Here is a 19,457-nt window from a genome sequence, read left to right as displayed (position 1 = left end):
AATCTTCGAACATCTACAGGCATAACATGTGTGCGAAGTATGCAGAGCAAGCACAATGAGCACACTGACCAGTGCCCAGGGGGGGTTACCGGGTGGATACGCCTGTGCCAAAAGCGAGGAGCGACAACCGCTCCGCCGCCGCATGGCTGATTTCTGACGCATGACGCCTGATTTCTGACGCCTGGCGTCCGAGTCTCCGGCGTCCGACGTCCGTTGTCCGTCGTTTGCTTCCGTCGCGCGCCCAGCTGCGCCGCGGCGATCACCAGTCTGTTCACCACAGGACCCACAGGGGGGTTGGTGTGCCCAAACCATGACCACAACACGTCTGGCAGCGCTCGGTCGTGAGGAACCGCCGCTGCTCGCGCTGGCCCAGCGCCTCCTCAGCGTCGCCGAGGCGGGACTGCCGTCGATGCTTCTTCCCGGCGGCGAGGCCTTCGTCTTCACCATGGCCGGGCGGGAAACCCCCGGCGGTTCCTGGACCCTGGAGCGGCGCGGGACCAGCACCCGGTACGCGGCCATCACCGTGCTGGGCGCCCAGTTCCTTCCCGAGGACCGCCAGCGCGCGGTGCTCGGCGGGCACACGGCCCAGGAGTTCACGGGACTGCTCGTCCAGTCACTGCCCACGGTGACCAACCTCGGTGACGCGGCGCTGATCGCCTGGGCCGCCGCCGAGACCGACCACCCCAAGCTGTCCGACGCCCTCGCTCGGCTGGACGCCCTGGACGACGAGAGTCGGCCGCAGTACACCGTCGAGGCGGCGTGGGTGCTGTCGGCGCTCGCCGCGGCTCGGCAGACGATGGATGTGGAGAGACGTTTCTCCGCAGCTCGGGACCGCCTTCTGCGGGCCCGCATCGGGGACAGTCCGCTGTTCCCCCACGCCACCGGGCCCGGCCTGGTGCCGTGGTACCGGTCGCATGTGAGCTGCTTCGCCGACCAGACGTACCCGCTCCAGGCCCTGGCCCGCGCACACGCGAGCGGCGACGGTGCCGGCGATCCGGAGGCACTGGCCGCCTCCGAGGCGTGCGCGGCCCGTATCTGCGAACTGCAGGGCGACGGCGGGCAGTGGTGGTGGCACTACGACGCGCGCACCGGCGGTGTCGTGGAGGGTTACCCGGTCTACAGCGTCCACCAGCACGCGATGGCGCCGACCGCTCTGTTCGATCTGACCGACGCCGGCGGCAGCGACTTCGGCGCGGCGATCCGCAAGGGCCTGCGCTGGATGACGGACGTACCCGAACTGGCCGCCGGGAACGCGGAGCCGATGATCCTCGACGAACTCGGCGTCACCTGGCGCAAGGTCTACCGGGGTGACCCGAAGAAGGCGGTGCGCGCCGCCCGAGGACTCGGCACCCGAGTCGCTCCGAACCTCCGGCTCAAGGCCCTGGACCGGGTGTACCAGCCCGTCTCCGTGGACCGCGAATGCCGGCCGTACGAATTCGGCTGGATGCTCCACGCCTGGCTGGGGAGACGAATATGAGCGAGCGCCGGACCCTGTTCGGGGTCGAGCTGGACCCGCTGACCATGGACGAGACCGTCGAGCGCTGCCTCGAAGCCGTCCGTGACGGCAGACAGCTGGAGATCGGCGTCGTCAACGCCGCGAAGCTGGTGAACATGCGGCGCGACCAGCGGCTCGCCGACGCCGTGTCCGGCTGCGATCTCGTCGTCGCCGACGGACAGGCCGTCGTCTGGGCCGGCCGGGTGCTGCGCGCCCCGCTGCCCGAACGGGTCGCCGGTATCGACCTGTTCCTGCGGCTGCTGACCGAGGCCGAGTCGGCGGGTATCTCCGTGTACTTCCTCGGCGCCAAGGAAGAGGTGCTGGAGGAGATGCTGCGCCGGGTGGCCGACCGCTTCCCCGGCCTGAAGGTGGCCGGCAGCCGGAACGGCTACTTCGACGACTCCCAGCAGGAAGCCATCGCCGGCGCGATCGCCGACAGCGGCGCCCAGATGCTGTTCCTCGGCATGACCTCGCCGAAGAAGGAGATCTTCACCGCCGCATACGGCGAACGCACCGGCGCCCGCGTCGTGCACGGCGTCGGCGGCTCCTTCGACATCCTCGCGGGGATCACCAAGCGCGCCCCCGAGGCCTGGCAGCGGCTGGGCGTCGAGTGGCTCTACCGCGCGCTGCAGGAGCCGCGCCGACTGGGCCGGCGCTACCTCACCACCAATGCTGCCTTTGTCCTCATGACGGCGCGGGAGTTCTTCCGGCCCACTCCGTCACCCGCTACCGCGAACAGGAGCCACTGATGCGCGTCGTCGTGGTCGGACAGGGATACGTCGGCCTGCCGCTGGCCATCCGCGCCGCCGAGGTCGGACACGAGGTGATCGGCTACGACGTCGACTCCCGGCGGATCAAGACCCTCGCCGCCGGTGAGTCGTTCGTCGAGGACGTGTCCTCCGAGCGGATCCGTGCGGCACTGGACAACGGCTCGTACCGCCCGAGCGAAGCGGCCCGCGACTGCGGCGGTTTCGACATCGCCGTGGTGACCGTGCCGACCCCGCTGCACGAGGGCACTCCCGACCTCCGTTACATCAGGGAGTCGGCGGTCACCCTCGCCCGGTACCTGCGCCCCGGCGCCACCGTCGTCCTGGAGTCGACTACCTACCCCGGCACCACCCAGGAGCTGTTCGCGCCGATCCTGGAGGACGGCTCGGGCCTGACGGCGGGAGCCGACTTCCACCTCGGGTACAGCCCGGAGCGGATCGACCCCGGAAACGCGGTCTGGGGCTTCAAGGAGACCCCGAAGGTCGTCTCCGGGGTCAACGAGGCCTCACTCAAGGCCGTTCAGGACTTCTACGCGCAGCTCGTCGACACCACGGTGCCGGTCAGTTCACCCAAGGAGGCCGAACTCGCCAAGCTCCTGGAGAACACCTTCCGGCATGTGAACATCGCGCTGGTCAACGAGATCGCGATGTTCGCCCACCACCTGGACATCGACGTCTGGCAGGCCATCGACGCGGCCTCCACCAAGCCGTTCGGTTTCATGAAGTTCACGCCCGGACCGGGTGTCGGTGGCCACTGCCTGCCGATCGACCCCTCGTACCTGTCCTGGCGGGTACAGCGTGAACTCGGCCAGAGCTTCCGCTTCGTGGAGCTGGCCAACGACATCAACAACCACATGCCCGAGTACGTGGCGCGCCGGATCAGCGACCTCTTCAACGAGAGACGTCGTTCCGTGAACGGCTCGCGCATCCTGCTGCTCGGTCTCGCGTACAAGAAGAACACCAGCGACGCCCGCGAGTCGCCGGCGCTGCGCATCTCCCAGCTGCTGCTCGACATGGGGGCCCAGGTCAGGGCAGCGGACCCGCACGTGGTCGAGAGTCTGCCGGTGGACAGTCGCCTGGTACGGGTCGAACTGACCCCGGACGAGCTGACGGCCGCCGATGTGGTGGTCCTGCTCACCGACCACGACAGCTTCGACTACGACCTCGTGACCGAGCACGCCCCCTTTGTCCTCGACTGCCGCCGCCGGCTGTCGTCGGGGCCCACGATCGAGGTGCTCTGAGCCATGCCGCGAATCGTCTGCGTCGCCGGGGCCCGCCCCAACTACATGAAGATCAAACCGGTGATGGACGCCCTGGAACGCCGGGGCGCCGAAGTCGTCCTCGTCCACACCGGTCAGCACTACGACCCTGCCATGAACGACGTGTTCTTCTCCGACCTCGGCATCCGCCCGCCCGACCGCTTCCTCGGGGTCGGCTCGGGCAGCCACGCCGAGCAGACCGGACGCGTCATGACCGCGTTCGAACCGCTCCTCGACGAGGTGTCCCCGGACATCGTCGTGGTGGTCGGGGACATCAACTCCACCCTGGCCTGCGCCCTGGTCACCGCGAAGGCCGGCCCGCTGCTCGCCCACGTCGAGTCGGGGCTGCGCAGCCGCGACTGGAGCATGCCGGAGGAGGTCAACCGGGTAGCCACCGACCGGGTCAGCGACTATCTGCTGGCCCCCTCCCCCGACGCCGCCGAGAACCTGCGCGCGGAGGGCTACCGGGACGATCAGATCCACCTGGTCGGCAACGTCATGATCGACACCCTGCTGGCCAATCTGGAGCGGGCCAGAGCCTCGGCCGTCCTGGACGAACACGGCCTGACCAAGGGCGAGTACGGCCTCGTCACCCTGCACCGGCCGGCCAATGTGGACGACCCGGAGGTGCTTACCGGGCTACTCAAGGCTCTGGGGGAGATCGCCGGCCGTCTTCCGCTGGTGCTGCCCGTGCACCCGCGCGCTTCGCGGCGGCTGGCCGAGATCGGCGTCCCCGGGGGCATCCGGCTCGTACCGCCCGCCGGATACCTGGACTTCATCGCCCTGCAGGACTCCGCCCGCGTTGTGCTGACCGACTCCGGTGGCATCCAGGAGGAGACCACCGCGCTGGGCGTGCCCTGTGTGACTCTGCGGGACAACACCGAGCGGCCCATCACCGTCGAGCAGGGCACCAATGTGCTGGCGGGCCGTGATCCGGCACGGATCGTGTCCACCGTGAACCGGGTGCTGGACGCTCCGCCCGCGCCGCGCAGACCCGAACTGTGGGACGGCCACGCGAGTGAACGCATCGCGGACGTGCTGCTGGAGGGGGGCACCGCGAACACGCGGCGGAGACCGACCGACCTGCCGAGAGCCGAGGATCGAACGTTCCCCATATGATCCGCTTGAAACACTTGCTCGTAGAACATTTGGCCGCAAGGGGGGACCACCATGGATCTCGCTGAGATCTTCCGGGTCATGCGCAGGCGCTGGTACGTCCTGCTGCCCGGACTGCTGCTGACCGCCGGTCTGGTGGCCGCCGTCGTGGTGGTGGTCCCGGTCACCTATCAGTCGCAGAGCACAGTGCAGCTCATGAACTCGGAGAAGGCCACCCGCGCGTATGACGGCAACCCCTTCCTCAGCACCCAGACCTCGCTGACCGGAATGGCCGACAGCCTGGCCCGCAACCTCAACTCCGACGGGTCGATCCGGGACCTCAAGTCCCGTGGTGCCAAGGGGAAGTTCGAGGCCAAGATCGCCGACAACGCCCAGGGGCCGCTCCTGTGGCTCACGGTCACCGGCACCGACAAGGCCTCCGTGCTGGCCTCGGACCGCATCCTGACCAAGTACGCGGGGGACCGGCTCAAGCAGTTCCAGGAACAGCAGTCGGTCGCCCCGAACGCCATGATTCGTATGTGGCCCATCGTGGACCCGCAGCCGCCGATGGCGCAGACCAAGACCAGGCTCGAATACATGATCATGGCCGGCGCCGGAGGCCTGGTCCTGACCCTGGCCGCCTCCTTCTACGTGGAGGCACGCCGCAGGCCGCGCCCGCAGGTGCAGTCGGAAGAGCCCGAGCAGCCGGCCGAAGTCCCCGAACCGGCGGCCGATTCCCGTGTCACCGCTCCTCGGCCGTCGGCCGAGGAGTCGCCCGCGGAACGGACCATCGCCCTGCGGACCCCGCCCGCCTGGGCCCGGTCCGCCGTGAACAGTCCCCCCGCGGAGCCGAGGACGGGACGGACCGCCACGGTCGTGGCACCCGCCGCCGAGCCGCTCGACGAGGAGTCGACTCATGGACAGCGTTCGCACACCGGACAGCGAGACCGCTGAACCGAGCGACACCCCCGCTCCGGCCACCGCCTCCCTGGGCGGAAAGGTCCGGTCCGCCGCGCGCTGGAGCCTTATCAACACCGTCGTGATGCGGCTGGGCAACTTCGCGACCGGCATCCTGCTGGCGCGCTTCGCCCTCGGGCCGGCGGAGTGGGGGGTCTACGGCATCTCACAGACCGTGCTGCTGGTCCTGCTGTCCGCGAACGAGCTGGGCGTGGGCCTGGCCATCGTGCGCTGGGAGGGCGACGCACGGCGGTTCGCGCCGACCGTGCTGACCCTCAGCGCCCTCTCCAGCGGTGTGCTGTACGTGGCGCTGTTCGCGGCGGCACCGACGGTGGCGGGCCTGCTCGGCTCGCCGGACGCCGCGGGCGTGCTTCGGGTGATGTGCCTGTGTGTGGTGATCGACGGAATCGCACAGGTACCGGCCGGCTTCCTCACCCGTGAGTTCGCCCAGGGCAGGCGGATGGTCATCGACGGGCTCAACTTCGTGGCCAGCACCGCGGTGACGCTGCTGCTGGCCTTCGAGGGCTGGGGCGCGATGAGCTTCGCCTGGGGAGCCGTCGCGGGGAACGTCGTGGCGCTGGTCGGCTGCGGGCTGGCGGCTCCGGGCACCCTGAAGTTCGGCTGGGACCCCGACCAGGCCCGGGCGCTGCTCAGGTTCGGGCTTCCGCTGGCGGGGGCGAGCATGCTGGCCCTCGCCGTCGTCAACGTCGACACCATGGTGGTGGGCGCGACGCTGGGCAACGTGGCTCTGGGCTTCTACGTCCTCGCCTTCAACATGTCCGGCTGGCCGGTACGGATCATCTCCGAGGCCGCCCGCCGGGTCTCCTTCGCCGGCTTCTCCCGGCTGGCGGACTCGCCGCAGGCGCTGGCCCAGGGCTTCAGCCGCGCGCTGGGTGTGGTGATCACCGGCACCGTCCCGCTCTGCGTCCTGCTCGCCTGCCTCGCGGAGCCGGCCATCGTGACGATCTACGGAGACCGGTGGGCCCCCGCCGCCGCGGCGCTGCCCTGGCTGATGGTCCTCGGCCTGATCCGCATCGGCAGCGAACTCGCCTACGACTGTCTGGTCGCGATCGGCCAGCGCCGGTCGCTCTTCCTGGTGCAGGGTCTGTGGCTGGCGGCGCTGGTCCCGGTACTGCTCGTCGCCGCCAGGCTCCACGGCATCGTGGGCGTCTCACAGGCCCATGTCCTGGTCGCAGGCGGCCTGGTGGTGCCCGTGTTCCTGGTCGCCCTCCGCCGTGGCGGCATCGGTTTCGGCCGGGTCGCCGCCGCCTGTGCGTGGCCCTTCTTCGGCGGGGCCGTGATGGCCGGGATCGTCCTCGGTCTGCAGCCCCTGCTCGGCGACGGGCAGCTCGCCCTTCTCGCCATCAGCGCGATCGCCCTGGCCGGTTACACGCTGTGCGTCCTGCCCAGCCGGGACTTCCTGCGCGGCGTCGGCCGCGGCGACCGGCCCCACCGCGGCCGGCACCGGTCCCCCGCACCCGTCCGGCACCCCCAGAAGGACATGAGGTGAACCCGATGTCACGGCGCATCAGCCGGAACTCGCTCATGGGACTGCTGCTCGCGGCCCTGCTGGCGGTCCTGGGCTCGGCCTGCTCGGGATCGGACCGGTCCGTGTCGCAGGACTGCGCGAAGGACGGGCCGACCTGCGGTACGAACCGGTCCTCGGCGTCACCGAGCCCGGATCCGTCGGCCACGGTCGGCGAGGCGACGAGCAGTCCCACCGCCTCGCCGTCCCCGACGGTGAAGCCCACACCGACCAAGGCGCCCACCGCGACGAAGAAGCCCGAGGCGACGACGGGTGCCACCAGCGCGCCCGGCGCACCCGCGGCCAGGACCAACTGCGCCTCGCCCGGCGCCTGCGGCTTCCCCGACGCCGACACGACCGGTCCGCGCGTCGCCCTCAAGCCCAAGAAGAGCGGCTACTGGGCGATCCGTACCGACGGGCTCGTCATCCGGGGCTGGGACATCACCGGCACGCTCGACATCTACGCGAACAACGTCACCGTCATCGACACCAAGATCACCTCGGACAGTTGGTGGGGCATCAACCTGCGCCCCGGATACAGCGGCCTGAAGGTGCTGCACTCCACGATCACGGCCGTACCCGGCAAGGGTCCGGACAACGGCGGCGTGGACTACGCGGTGTCGAACATGGGGGTCAGCTCCATCGAGGTCGGCTGGTGCGACGTCTCGGTGTTCGGGGACGCCCTGTCCATGGGGCAGGGGAACCTGCACGACAACTACGTGCACGACATCGAGCCGTTCATCAACCTGGGCGGCGAGTGGCAGCACACCAACGCGGTGATCAGCGGCGGCGGCAACACCGGGCACCTGATCATCCGCCACAACACCCTGCTGAACCCGACCAGCCTCAAGCAGGGTGCCTCGGGCAGCATCGGCCTCTTCGCCGACACCGGGGTGGTCCGCAACGTCACCGTGGACGACAACTGGATAGCCGGCGGCGCGTACGCTCTGTACGGCGGTGACACCGGCGCCACCGGAATCAGGGTCACCGACAACATCTTCTCGACGGAGTACCACCCCGGATCCGGCGGCTACGGCGTGGTCGCCCACTGGAACGCGGGCGGCGCCGGGAACGTGTGGAGCAACAACCGGATGTCCGACGGCCGCCTGGTGAAGCCGGAGCCGTCGTCGTGAGCGGGGTGGTGCGCGCGGTCGCACGGGCGCCCTGGACCCTGCTCAAGTCGTTGTTCGGCTGGCTGGTGCTCTTCGAGGTGCGGAACAAGGTCCTGCTGGCCCCCACCGCGGTGCGGCTGCGCCGGATCGAGGACGCCGAGACCCGGCGGCTGGCCGCCGGCCTGCCGTCGCCGCCCTCGGCGCTCGTCGCCACGGTGATCGCCACCCACCGACGCCCCGAGGCGCTGCGTGCCGCGGTCCGCTCGGCTCTGGACCAGACCGTGTCCGACCAGGTCGTCATCGTGGTCGACGACGGCGCCGGCCTGGCCGAACTCCCCGACGATCCAAGGCTGTTCGCCGTCTCCCTGGCAGCCAACACCGGGGTCGCGGGAGTCGTGCGCAATGTGGGTATCCGCCTCAGCCGCTCGCGGTACGTGGCGTTCCTCGACGACGACAACCTCTGGGAACCCGACCACCTGGAACGGGCGCTGGCGGTCCTGGACTCCCCGGGCGGGCCCGACGGCGTCTACACGGCACTGCGCCGCGTCCTGCCCGACGGCAGCGAGAAGGACGTCCTGTCGGTGCCCTACGACCGGCGCAGGGCGGCCCGCGAGTCCTTCCTGGACACCAACGCCTTCGTCGCCCGGCGCGATCGCTCCCTGCGCTTCAGCCGGCTGCGCCGGACACCGGAGGTGATGCCCCGCGAGGACTGGGAGCTGATCCACCGGTACGCGCGTGGGCACCGGGTGCTCCATGTACCGCATCCCACCGTCCGCTACCTGGTGAACCCGGCCAGCTTCTACACCCAGTGGTGACAGCGGGATGAACCGGCCCTGCTGCTCCGACCATCGCCGCGTCGGCCACTGCTCCACCGACCGTTGCTCCGCCGACCGTTGCTCCCTCGACGGTTGCTCCTCTCCCGTTCCGAACACAGGTGGTTGATCCCATGCCCCGCTCCCGCGCCCTCAGGAACAAGTTCGTCGACGCGCCCGGCTCGCTGGGCGAACGCATGCGCGTCGCCCGCTGGGAGCGGTTCCGGCGCTGCTTCCCCGGCATCGAGAACATGAGCGTCCTCGACCTGGGCGGGACGGCCGAGATGTGGCTGCGCGCACCGGTGCGCGCGAAGCACGTCCACCTGATCAACCTGGAGGAACACCCCGCCGAACTCCCGGACTGGATCACCGCGGAGGTCGCCGACGTCACCGACGAGACGGTCGCCGCCGAGCTGAGCGCCAACGGCGGTTACGACCTGGTGTTCTCCAACTCGACCATCGAGCACGTGGGCGGCCACAGCCAGCGCCGCAAGTTCGTCTCGGCCGTGGAGTCCCTGGCGCCGCTGCACTGGATCCAGACGCCGTACCGCTACTTCCCCGTCGAGCCCCACTTCGTGGCGCCCGGCTTCCAGTTCCTGCCGCTGGCCGCGAGGGCCCGTCTCGTGCGGCGCTGGCCGCTCGTCCACAGCCGCCCCGACAGCCCGGAGTCGGCGATGGACGCGGTGATCAACATCGAGCTGCTGACCCGCACCGAAATGCGTTACCTGTTCCCCAGGTCGGTGCTGCTCAGCGAGCGGGTGCTCGGTGCCCCGAAGTCACTCATAGCCGTCAGAACGGAGCCCGTATGCTGAACAACCTGATCAACAGACATGACGCGGACCGGTTACTGCGCAAGGTACGGCGACTGGAACTCGACCCGGTACTCGCCAAGTTACGGGTGCGGGGCGGCGCGCGGGTGGTGCGGCACTGGTCCCAGGTCGACCCGTCGCTGACCGAATGGTGGGCGATACCGGCGGTCGTCAAACGCTGGAACCTGCTGATGACCGGCGATCCCGACACCTCCTTTCCCGAGTACGTGGCCGCCGAGCACTTCGCGCCCCGCACCGATCTTCGCGGCCTGTCGCTCGGGTGCGGCACCGGCGGCAATGAGCTTCTCTGGGCGAGGACCGGCGCCTTCTCCCTTCTGGCGGGCGTGGACGTGGCGCCCGAGCGCATCGCCTTCGCCACCCGCGCCGCCGCCGAGCACGGCCTCGCCGACGTCCTGCGCTTCCGGGTCACCGACGTCAACCGGATGACCGCCGACGGGGAACGCTTCGACGTACTCCTCGGCCTCCAGTCCCTGCACCATTTCGACGACCTCGACGCCGGCCTGCCGAGGCTTGCCCAACTCATCGAACCCGACGGCATGTTCGTGATCGACGAGTTCGTGGGCCCCACCCGGTTCCAGTGGACCGACGGTCAACTGGATGCGGCGAACGTCATGTTGGCCCAGCTCCCCGAGGAGCGGCGGCGCCAGGCCGACGGCCGGATCAAGCGCCGGGTCGTGCGGCCCAGCAGGCTGTCGATGGTGCTGGACGACCCCTCGGAGGCGGTGGACGCGGCGGCGCTGCTGCCGTGCCTGCGGCGCGAGTTCGACGTCGTCGAGGAACGACCGTACGGGGGCACGGTGTTGCACATCGCGTTCTCGGGGATCGCACACAACTTCCGTGACCAGCAGCCTGAGACGCTGGCGCTGCTGGAACGGTGCTTTGCCGCGGAGGACGCGGTGCTTTCTGATGTGGGGCACGATTTCGTGGCCATGGTGTGTCGGCCACGGAGGGCTGGCCAGCCAAGGAGGTTGCCGCTATAGGTTGTCGGACTTCTGCGGCGGCGTCGTGGCTGGTCGCGCAGTTCCTCGCGCCCCTTTCAGGGGGCCGGGGTCTTGTTCAGGGCGCCCGGTGTCGCCAGTGCGGTTGCCGCCGCGCGGGCGGCCGGGCGGCCCAGGGCCGCGCGTGAGGTCTCCCGGAGGAGGACGGCGGAGCGGAACGCCGCCGTGGCGAGGGGGCCGTGGCGCCTGCGGTACAGGCGGACCCGGTTGAGGGTGAGGATGGTCCAGAGGCGGGGCGACACCTGGGAGTCGCCGCCCAGGTGGACGGCCTCGGCTGTCGGCTCCAGCTGGGTGGCGTAGCCCAGGTCCCGCGCGCGCAGGCAGTACTCGGTCTCCTCCGAGTAGAGGAAGAAGGACTCGTCCCACAGGCCGCAGGCGGCCAGACAGTCCCCCGAGACGGCCATGAGGGCGCCGGTCGCCCAGTCCGCGCGCGTGGACCGCTGATACGCGGCGGGGTCGGTCACCAGCTCACTCAGACGCGGGAAGCGCCCGGCGCGGGTGTTTCCGATGAGTGCCTCGCCGAGCGCCCGGGTCACACTCGACTCACGGCGCAGCGAGCGGTGGGGCGTGTCCCGGCCCTCTTCGTAGAGGAGGGGTACGGCGATCCCGACGCCCTGACCGAGACTGTCGACGAGGCGTTTGGCGCAGCCCTCCCGCATCCGGATGTCGGGGTTGCAGATCAGCACGCTCCCGTACTCACCGGCAGCGCCCAGTGCCGCGTTGACCCCGGCCGCGTAGCCGGCGTTGCGGCCGGTCTGGACGACGGTGGCGTCGGGGGCCAGTGTCCTGAGCACCTCGACGGTGTCGTCGGCGGAGTCGTTGTCGGCGACGACGAGCCGCCAGTCGAGGCCGGCCATCCCGTCGGGCAGCGCGGCGAGGAACCCGGGGAGCACTGAGGCGCTGTTCCAGGTGACGACGATGACGGCGACAGGACTCATCGGGACTCCGCGAGTTGGGGGGCCTGGGCCTCGGATGCCTTACGGGGCACGGGGACCGGGACGGCTTCGTCCGCCGATGCCGCTGCCTCGACCGGTGCCTCGGCCGCCTCGCGGCGGATGAAGCCGAGGTAGCTGCCGCCGGCGCCCAGGGTCAGGAAGAACATCCCGGCGTACATGGGGAAGCTGAGCGCGTCGAAGGTGGCGCTGATGACCAGGGCGACCAGTGCCGAGGCGAGGAACGCCTGTCCGAGTTCCCGGTCCGACTCGGTGCGGGCGATCCGGCGGATGGCACCGCCGGTGTGGATCCCGGTGACGAACAGGGCGAGCAGCGCGACGAGTCCCACGATGCCCATCTCGGCCAGGGTCAGCATGTACTGGTTGTCGGTGAAGAAGTACAGGTCGGGGGTGAAGGTGCCGAACCCACGGCCGAACCAGGGGTGTTCGTCGAGATAGGGGACGATCGCGCTGTACTTCACCGTGCGCGCCTGGGTGCTGCTGTCGGAACCGGCGAAGAAGGTCGCGAACAGGTTGGTGATGGTGCCGATCAGCCCCGGAATTATCACCTTGAAACCGGCCACCGACCCCAGGGTGATCCCGATCGCGGCCCAGCGGCGCCCCGGCTTCCAGCGGGGCACCATCACCAGGATCACGATGGCGGCACCGATGATGGACGTCCTGGACACCGTCAGCGGAAGCGCCCCCGCCATGATCGCCACCGGGGCCCAGCGGCGCAGCGCGCCGGCGTGACGGCGTACCGGATCGAACGCCTGGTGGACGGCGAAGGGAACCAGGATGGCCAGCATCCCGCCGAACTCCAGCGGGTGGGCCGTGGTGGAGCGCGGGCGGGTGAACGAGCCGCGGTCCATGGCGCTGATCCCGGCGGTGCTGGACTGCAGGCCGGGGATGTGGATGGAGTCGGCGATGTTGGTCGCCGCGAAGAAGTCGTAGTAGCCGATCAGGGCGACCACCGTGCCCAGGACGACGAGCCGGCGCATCAGGGTCTCCAGCCGGCCGCGCTCCTGGATGCCTGCCGAGGCGAGCACCACCAGTGCCACCCACACGCCGAGCCCGATGAGCCCCCGGTCGGCCCCGAGAACCTCCTCGTGCGAGCTGTCGCGGCTCGCGTCCGCGAGGTACGACAGCAGTACCGCGACGGCGAGGAGGCACATCGCCACGCGCGGCAGCCTGGTGCCCTCGGCGGGACGGATACGGCCGCCGAGCCAGGTCGCGAGATACCAGAGGAGTCCCAGCAGGGCGAAGACGTTCGCGGGGGTGCCGACGCCGCCCAGCGCGGGCAGGGTGAGGTTCGACGGGACGAAGAAGGCCAGCACCAGATAGCCGGTGAGGATCGTCGTGGCGTCCAGCTTCCGCACCAGCAGGCCCCTGGGCGCCCGCTCGGGGGGCTTGACACGATGGCGCCGGGGAACGTACCCGGCCGTGGCACGACCGCGCCGACGGACCACCGCGACGCCCTCGGCCAGGATGGACAGCAGGAACGCGCTGACCATCCCGACGATGAGCACCGACGCGATGTTCTGGTAGCGGGCCTTCGACTGCGAGACCGGTGTCTGTGGCAGCACGACCGGCGCGGCCTGCACGGAGTACCTGGCCGGCACCTTGGAGGCGGCCTGCAGGGCCTTCAGCTGCTCCCCGGTGAAGTTGGTGAGGGTGGTGGTCTCCCGCAGCACCTTCGCCCGGTCGGTGCCGGTGACGCTCAGGGTGAGCAGCGGGCTGTCGGCCTCGGGCGCGAATCCGGCCGTGTAGCGGTCGGTGACGCCGCGGGAGTGCAGTTCCTTGGCCGAGTCGCTCGACTGGAGCGTCCTGATGAGCACGTCCGCCGTGACGACGAGCGAACCGCCCGCGTTCGATATGGGGTTGCCGAAGGTAGGTGCCAGATCGGCGACCGCGGTGGAGTCGAGCAGCGTGACGGAACTCTGCGACTCGTAGGACACCGGGATGGTCCGGTACAGATATCCGCCCGCGAACAGACTGAGCAGGGTGAGAGGCACCATGAAGTACCAACGCCTGCACATGATCGCCCAGATGTCGCCAAGGCTCATGACTTCTCCCCCCGGCCCGGTGCCGCGTGACCGGACGTCCGGGCTCCGGCCAAGCATAGGCCTCGCGATCTGGTGGCGATCCGCCCCCGCGCCTGCGAGGATCGGTGCCGACGGAAGGAATCCCCGTGTCGCCCCGTGACGTCGCCGAAGCGCTGCTCCGCCGCTGGTATGTGCTTGTTCTCGCGCTTTTGCTGACGGCGGCCGGGGCCTACCCCGTGATCCGTCCGGCCCCGGAGTACCTGAGTTCGGCGGTCGTGGTCCTCAAACCGCCGGTGACGGGGAACCAGCCGAACCAGCTGACGAATCTCCAACCGCCGCTCGCCACCCTCTCGTACGGTGTCATCCAGCAGCTCGAATCGCCCGCCGGACGCAGGGAACTGAGCTCCACGGGCGTCCACGGCAGGTATCAGCTGATCCCGCGCAACAGCGGCACCAGCGCGACGCCCGCCTATCTGATCCCCTCGCTGCAGATACAGGCGCGGGCGGCCGACCCGGTGGCGGCCGACACGGCGGTCCGCCGGATCATCGGCGTCTACGCCGAACACGTCGCGGACATCCAGGAGGCGCAGGGGATCTCGGCGGCCGCGCGGATCAACGCCTCTGTGCTGGTCGCCCCGAGCGCGGCCCAGGTGCTCGGCACCAGGAGCCGCGTGCTGGCCGGTACGGCCCTGCTGGGCGCGACCGCCGCGCTGCTGAGCGCGCTGTGGTTCGACCAGTACGCGCTGCGCCGCAGGAGCAGGAAGGGCGTCTCGCCGGACGCGCGTCACCACCCGGGCGGGATTCCGGTGACGGGCTGAGCCCCGCAGCGGGCGCGCGGCACCTCGGCGCCGGTCGGTCGCGGTCCTCGGACTGAACGGGAGCATCAGATGCCGCGGCGCTTCCACGACTCCCACCACAGCCACTCCCGCCCGCGTTCGGCCACCGCCGACCACACCAGTGGCTGCAGGTACGGCATCGTCTTCGCTCCGATCCGCTGTCTGAGCCGCAGCGCGCGGTACTCGGGCAGCGCCTCGAACGACGGGAGGCACTCCTCCGCGAAGGCCACCAGTTCGTCGACCGGGACGACCTCGGTGCGTCCCCGGTCGTAGGCGCGGTAGGCGCGGCGCAGTGCGAAGCGGGCGAGGCGGGTGTGCACGGCCTCCGCGAGCCGGTCGGCCTGGGGCAGCAGGTCGGCGCACTTGTCGAGTACGGAGTCGTAGGCGACGAGGCGTTGGCGCAGGTCGTCGAGCTGGCCGCCGAAGTCGGTGGTGGACATGTTGTTGCCGTGGACGCGGTAGAAGGCCTGGTCGGCCCCGCGTACGTAGCCGACGTCGGCGCGGGCGGCGAGCCGCATCCACATCTCGATGTCGCCGGCGTGGGGAAGCGTGGGGTCGTAGCCGCCGACCTCGCGCTGGAGGCTGGTGCGGACGACGACCTCGGGTGAGGTGATGCAGCCGGTGCCTTCGCGGAACCGGCGGTCCAGCCACCAGTGTCCGGGGTAGACGGTCGAACCGGTGCCACTGGTTCGGGCCTTGGGCAGCGGGCCGCCGTGCTGGAAGCGCAGGGGGCGGCCGTAGGCGAACCCGGCCTCCGGGTGGGCGTCGAGCAGGGCGGCGGCGCGCACCAGCGCGCCGGGGACCAGCCGGTCGTCGGCGGAGAGGAGAGCCACGTAGTCGCCGTCCGCCCATTCGAGGAGGCCCTCGTTGTAGGTGGCGATGTGGCCCTTGTTGGTCTCGTGGACGCGGACCTGGATGCGTGAGTCGGAGGCCGCCAGTTTGAGCGCGGTCTCCGCCGAGTCGTCGGGAGAGGCGTCGTCGATGATGAGTACCCGGACGTCAACGCCGTCCTGCTCGTCCAGGACGCTGCTCACGCAGTCGGCGAGGAAATGGCCGTACTTGTAGCACGGGATCACGACACTGACGGTGCTCATCGGTTGGGAAAGCCAATCCCCGGCGGTGGCCTCCCGCGAGTGTGCGGGAGGCCACCGACAGTGGGTTGTGGTCGGTCAGTTCTTCTTGCGGACGGTCTTGCTGGTGAGGGTCCAGACCCGGGCCGTCACCGTGTGGCGCTGCTTGTCCAGGGCCGTGACCGTGATCTTGAACCGCGTGCCGTCCGGCAGCGGGGCGGACAGGTGGACGGACACCTTGTGGGTGGCCCGGTTGTAGGAGACGACGGCCTTGACCTTGAGCTTCCCGGCGGCCGCGGCCTTGGCGCCCGGCAGGACGGTCACTGTCGCCTTCACCGTGGACAGCTTGGCCGTGCTGGGCAGGGCCGCGACCAGCGCGTGGTCCGCGTCGGCGGTGTGCGCCAGCGAGGAGCTGGTCACCTCCGAGGAGGACGTGCCCGACGTCAGCGACGCGGACGGGTTGTCGGCGGTGAAGATCGGGCCGACCCAGTAGTTCGCGGATCCGTAGGAGCCGTTGGGGAAGGCCACGTCACTGCCGTACCGGTACAGCCCGTTGTGGGCGGTACTGATGTCGGCGGTGGCGGTCAGCGGGTAGGACTTGTGGGCCGACGCGAAGTAGCCGCCGTCCACCGCGTAGTTGCCGTTGGGCGCGTGGTAGGAGACGACGTACGCCGTGTCGGCGCTGATCGCGACCGGGGTCGCGAACGTCATCGTCTGCCAGCCGGAGGCCGACTCGGTGGTGAAGGTGCCGGTGGCGAGGAGCGTGCCGTCGGCGGACCAGAGGCTGCCGGTGTGGGTGCCGGTGTTCGTGGCGCCCTTGTAGAAGGTGACACCGGTGACCCAGCCGCTCGCCGAGGACTGGAACCTGGTGCCCAGTTCGAGGGAGTTGGGGTCGTCGGTGACGGCCGTCCTGGCCGGCACGGTGCTGGTGTTCCACAGCGTGCAGGGGCAGGTGACCGCGGGCGGGGTGGAGCTGGTGGTGAACGACCACGTCACCGGGGCGGTCATGGTGTTGCCCCACAGGTCGGAGGCCTGGACGGAGGCGGTGTACGTGGTGTGCAGCTCCAGTTCCGTCGACGGGGTGAACGTCGCCTTGTTCGACGCGGGGAGCGTGACGGTGCCCGGCACGGTGTTGCCGTTCGGGTCCTTCAGGGTGAACGCCAGGCCCTCGGTGTCGATGGCGTGGTCGAAGACGGCGGACACGGGTGCCGTGATCGACGCGCCGGTGGCGCCTGACGTCGGGGACGTCGAGGTGACGGCGGGCGGGGTCGTACTGGCCCCGGCGGTGTCCAGCACCACGTCGACCCAGTAGTTGCTGCCCGAGGACGCCGAGGACGGGAAGGCGCTGGTCGAGCTGTAGCGGTAGACGCCGTTGCCGCCGTCGGTGCCCGACTGGAGCGCTGTCAGCGGGGCCAGGCCGGCCGCGCTGTTGGAGAAGTAGCCGCCGTCGTAGGAGTACCCGCCGTTGGGGGCGAAGTACGAGGCGACATAGGTGGTGTTGGCCTTGACGGTCACCGGGGTGGCGAAGTTCAGCTGCTGCCAGCCGGAGGCCGTCTCGTTGGTGAAGGTGCCGGTGGCCAGGCGGGTGCCGGAGGCGCTCCACAGGCTGCCGGTGTGGGTGCCGGTGTTGGCGGGCGACTTGTAGAAGCGGACGCCGGTGATGGAACCGGCCACCGTGGTACGGATCTTGACGCCGAGCTCCAGCGGGCCGTTGTCACCCGCGTTGAGGGTGCCGGGCACCGCGGTGGCGGGCCAGACGGTGCAGGGGCAGGCCTGCGGGCCGACGGTCACCGGGCGGGTGGTGACGGCACCGATGTTGACGCTGTCGTCGACCGCGCGGACCTTGATGGAAGCGGAGCCCGGGGCGGTCGGTGTCCAGCTGTAGGTCCAGGACGTCAGTCCGGTGGCGGCGTTCCAGGTGGTGCCGCCGTCGGTGGACACCTCCACGCGGGCCACCACGCCCCCGGAGTCACTGGCGGTGCCACTGATCGTGACCGGCTTCAGTGCCGGGACGGTGACCCCGGAGGCCGGGCTCGTCACGGTGACGGCCGGGCCGGTGGTGTCGGTGGTCGCCGTGGCGGAGACGAGGTTGCTCTGCAGGGTGAGCGGCTGGACGCCCATGTCGGCGAGGACGTTCACCGTCGCCTGCTGCATCCGGGCGTCCTCGGTGACGACGACGTCATCGGGGTCGTACACCGGAAGGTTGGTGAGCCCCCACGACCACTGCACGGTCCCCGCCCCGAACACCAGGGCTCCGGAGTCCTGGTCGCGGAACTCGACGAGATTGTGCGTCGCCGTGCCGTTGCCGTACATGTTGCCCCAGTCGAGGCGGTACTTGCCGTCGTTGATGTCCACGGTCGTGGACGACACGTCGATGGCTCCGGCGGGCCTGGTGGCGTTGTTGAGGTCGCTGTCCCACTCGTAGCCGAGGGTGCCGGTGGGGAAGGTGGCGGTCTGGCCGGACGTGAGGTTGGCGATGGAGGTGTTGCGCCAGATCCGGTTCTTGCCGTACGAGCCGGGGACCGTGATCGCGTCGGCGCGGTAGCCGTTCACCGTGAACATGGAGCCGGTGAGGATGTTCGGCGGCTGGTAGGTCTGACCGTAGGAGGTGCTGGTCGGGTCCATCCAGGTGCCGGTCCAGGTGCCGCTGGGGTCGGCGATGCCGTTGCCCTGCGACATCTTGGTCATCTTGTAGCAGACCAGGGTGCGGTTCGCGGTGCTCGTGCCGTCGTTGCTGGCGGCGAGCCGGGTCTTCCAGAAGACCTCGTTGCCGCTGAAGAAGGCCTGCTTGACGCCTGCTTTCCGGGCCGCCAGGACGTTGGAGTACTGGCTCTGCGTCCAGTACTCGTCATGGCCGGAGGAGAGGTACACCTTGTGCTTCGGCAGCAGGGTCGCGCCGTTGGTCGACACGTCCACGCCCGACAGATAGCTGACGTCGTAGCCGTTGCGCTCCAGCCAGGACAGCATCATGAACTCGGAGCCGTAGATGCCGTTGTCACCGCCGATGTCCAGCGGCCGGTTGTAGCTGACCTCGTAGGCGCGGCCGTCGGGCGCGGGTCCCGCGCCCCCGTAGAGGTCCTGGCCGCCGTAGTCGTTGTAGGCCTGCCAGGTCTGGTCGCTGGTCTGCACGACGATGTCCGAGGTGCTGGAGTCCTTGCGCACGACGAACGGGTACGGCATGACGCCGTCGCCGTCGTTCTGCGTCAGGTTCGCGATGTACAGGCCGGACACCGCGTCGCTGGGCACCGTCCAGTTCACGGTCACGGGCCAGTTGCCGCAGTCGACCAGGCCGGTGCTGCTCTTCGTGGTGCAACTGGCGGGGTTCGCGCCGTAGTTGGCCGGATAGTTCACGGCCACCTGGGCCGCGGTGGATATCAGGCGCGCCCCGTCGCCGTTGTACCAGCCCAGCCGGTAGATCTCGACGTGGTACGTGACCGGTGACTGGATCTTGAACTGGACGGTGTCACCGGCCTGGACGCTCTCCTTGGTGGAGAACCCCTTGATGCCACCGTAGGCGTTGGGCGCGTACCAGTCGGACATGGGGCTGCCCGTCTTGGAGTTCTCGCAGACGACCGGGTTCGAGCCCGTGCCGCACGGATCGGAGACCGCCGCCTGGGCGGGCAGGGCCTGCGGAAGCACCGCCCATATCAACGCTGCTACGACGGCGAGGCGCCCGCCCCGGATCCGTCTGCTCCATCTGTTCATGTGTACCTCTCAGCCGTGC

At 69.9% G+C, this 19,457-nt stretch carries 15 protein-coding genes; 11 read left to right on the top strand and 4 right to left on the bottom strand.

Translation table 11 applies throughout. The annotated features are described in order from the left end of the window. The first annotated feature begins 310 nt into the window (after positions 1-310). The 10 genes from PV734_RS00915 to PV734_RS00870 all read left to right on the top strand — a co-directional run bounded on the left by PV734_RS00915 (position 311) and on the right by PV734_RS00870 (position 10,832). Complete coding sequence (locus PV734_RS00915; RefSeq protein ID WP_319091544.1) at positions 311-1,477, top strand: hypothetical protein; 1,167 nt, start codon at positions 311-313, stop codon at positions 1,475-1,477. Continuing rightward, positions 1,474-2,244 (top strand): WecB/TagA/CpsF family glycosyltransferase, encoded by a 771-nt coding sequence (locus tag PV734_RS00910; RefSeq protein ID WP_319091543.1) that lies wholly within the window; start codon positions 1,474-1,476, stop codon positions 2,242-2,244. Before PV734_RS00915 ends, PV734_RS00910 begins: the two co-directional genes overlap by 4 nt. Further along, on the top strand, positions 2,244-3,503 hold the full coding sequence (locus tag PV734_RS00905; RefSeq protein WP_319091542.1) for a nucleotide sugar dehydrogenase: 1,260 nt from the start codon (positions 2,244-2,246) through the stop codon (positions 3,501-3,503). The genes PV734_RS00910 and PV734_RS00905 overlap by 1 nt, the downstream gene beginning before the upstream one ends. A gap of 3 nt (positions 3,504-3,506) precedes the next feature. Further along, on the top strand, positions 3,507-4,640 hold the full coding sequence (gene wecB, locus PV734_RS00900; RefSeq protein WP_319288505.1) for a non-hydrolyzing UDP-N-acetylglucosamine 2-epimerase: 1,134 nt from the start codon (positions 3,507-3,509) through the stop codon (positions 4,638-4,640). Positions 4,641-4,691: 51 nt separating this feature from the next. Further along, positions 4,692-5,570: a chain length determinant protein gene (locus PV734_RS00895; RefSeq protein ID WP_319091540.1), complete on the top strand. Its 879-nt coding sequence runs from the start codon at positions 4,692-4,694 to the stop codon at positions 5,568-5,570. Next, entirely contained in the window at positions 5,533-7,083 is a 1,551-nt protein-coding gene (locus tag PV734_RS00890) for an oligosaccharide flippase family protein (protein ID WP_319288504.1), read from the top strand. Before PV734_RS00895 ends, PV734_RS00890 begins: the two co-directional genes overlap by 38 nt. A gap of 5 nt (positions 7,084-7,088) precedes the next feature. Beyond that, positions 7,089-8,231, top strand: a complete 1,143-nt coding sequence (locus PV734_RS00885) for a hypothetical protein (protein ID WP_319091538.1) — start codon at positions 7,089-7,091, stop codon at positions 8,229-8,231. Further along, positions 8,228-9,025: a glycosyltransferase family 2 protein gene (locus tag PV734_RS00880; protein WP_319288503.1), complete on the top strand. Its 798-nt coding sequence runs from the start codon at positions 8,228-8,230 to the stop codon at positions 9,023-9,025. Before PV734_RS00885 ends, PV734_RS00880 begins: the two co-directional genes overlap by 4 nt. A 131-nt stretch (positions 9,026-9,156) precedes the next feature. Continuing rightward, on the top strand, positions 9,157-9,834 hold the full coding sequence (locus PV734_RS00875; protein WP_319091536.1) for a class I SAM-dependent methyltransferase: 678 nt from the start codon (positions 9,157-9,159) through the stop codon (positions 9,832-9,834). Beyond that, on the top strand, positions 9,828-10,832 hold the full coding sequence (locus PV734_RS00870) for a class I SAM-dependent methyltransferase (RefSeq protein WP_319288502.1): 1,005 nt from the start codon (positions 9,828-9,830) through the stop codon (positions 10,830-10,832). Before PV734_RS00875 ends, PV734_RS00870 begins: the two co-directional genes overlap by 7 nt. A gap of 56 nt (positions 10,833-10,888) precedes the next feature. On the opposite strand, the gene PV734_RS00865 is transcribed toward PV734_RS00870, so the two are convergent. Both PV734_RS00865 and PV734_RS00860 read right to left on the bottom strand, forming a co-directional pair. Further along, a complete protein-coding gene (locus PV734_RS00865) occupies positions 10,889-11,788 on the bottom strand; it encodes a glycosyltransferase family 2 protein (protein WP_319091534.1) in 900 nt (299 codons plus the stop codon). Beyond that, entirely contained in the window at positions 11,785-13,848 is a 2,064-nt protein-coding gene (locus tag PV734_RS00860; RefSeq protein ID WP_319091533.1) for an O-antigen ligase family protein, read from the bottom strand. Before PV734_RS00860 ends, PV734_RS00865 begins: the two co-directional genes overlap by 4 nt. Positions 13,849-13,973: 125 nt before the next feature. Here PV734_RS00860 and PV734_RS00855 point away from each other — a divergent pair, with 125 nt between their 5' ends. After that, positions 13,974-14,645 (top strand): hypothetical protein, encoded by a 672-nt coding sequence (locus tag PV734_RS00855; protein ID WP_319091532.1) that lies wholly within the window; start codon positions 13,974-13,976, stop codon positions 14,643-14,645. 65 nt (positions 14,646-14,710) lie between these two features. Here PV734_RS00855 and PV734_RS00850 read toward each other — a convergent pair whose 3' ends face one another. Together PV734_RS00850 and PV734_RS00845 are read right to left on the bottom strand one after the other, a co-directional pair. After that, positions 14,711-15,757, bottom strand: a complete 1,047-nt coding sequence (locus tag PV734_RS00850; RefSeq protein WP_319091531.1) for a glycosyltransferase family 2 protein — start codon at positions 15,755-15,757, stop codon at positions 14,711-14,713. 75 nt (positions 15,758-15,832) lie between these two features. Continuing rightward, complete coding sequence (locus PV734_RS00845) at positions 15,833-19,438, bottom strand: DUF4082 domain-containing protein (RefSeq protein ID WP_319288501.1); 3,606 nt, start codon at positions 19,436-19,438, stop codon at positions 15,833-15,835. Between the last annotated feature and the right edge of the window lie 19 nt (positions 19,439-19,457).

Source organism: Streptomyces sp. AK08-02 (assembly GCF_033795085.1).
GTDB lineage: Bacteria > Actinomycetota > Actinomycetes > Streptomycetales > Streptomycetaceae > Streptomyces > Streptomyces echiniscabiei.
This window is presented reverse-complemented; position numbering and strand designations above follow the sequence as displayed.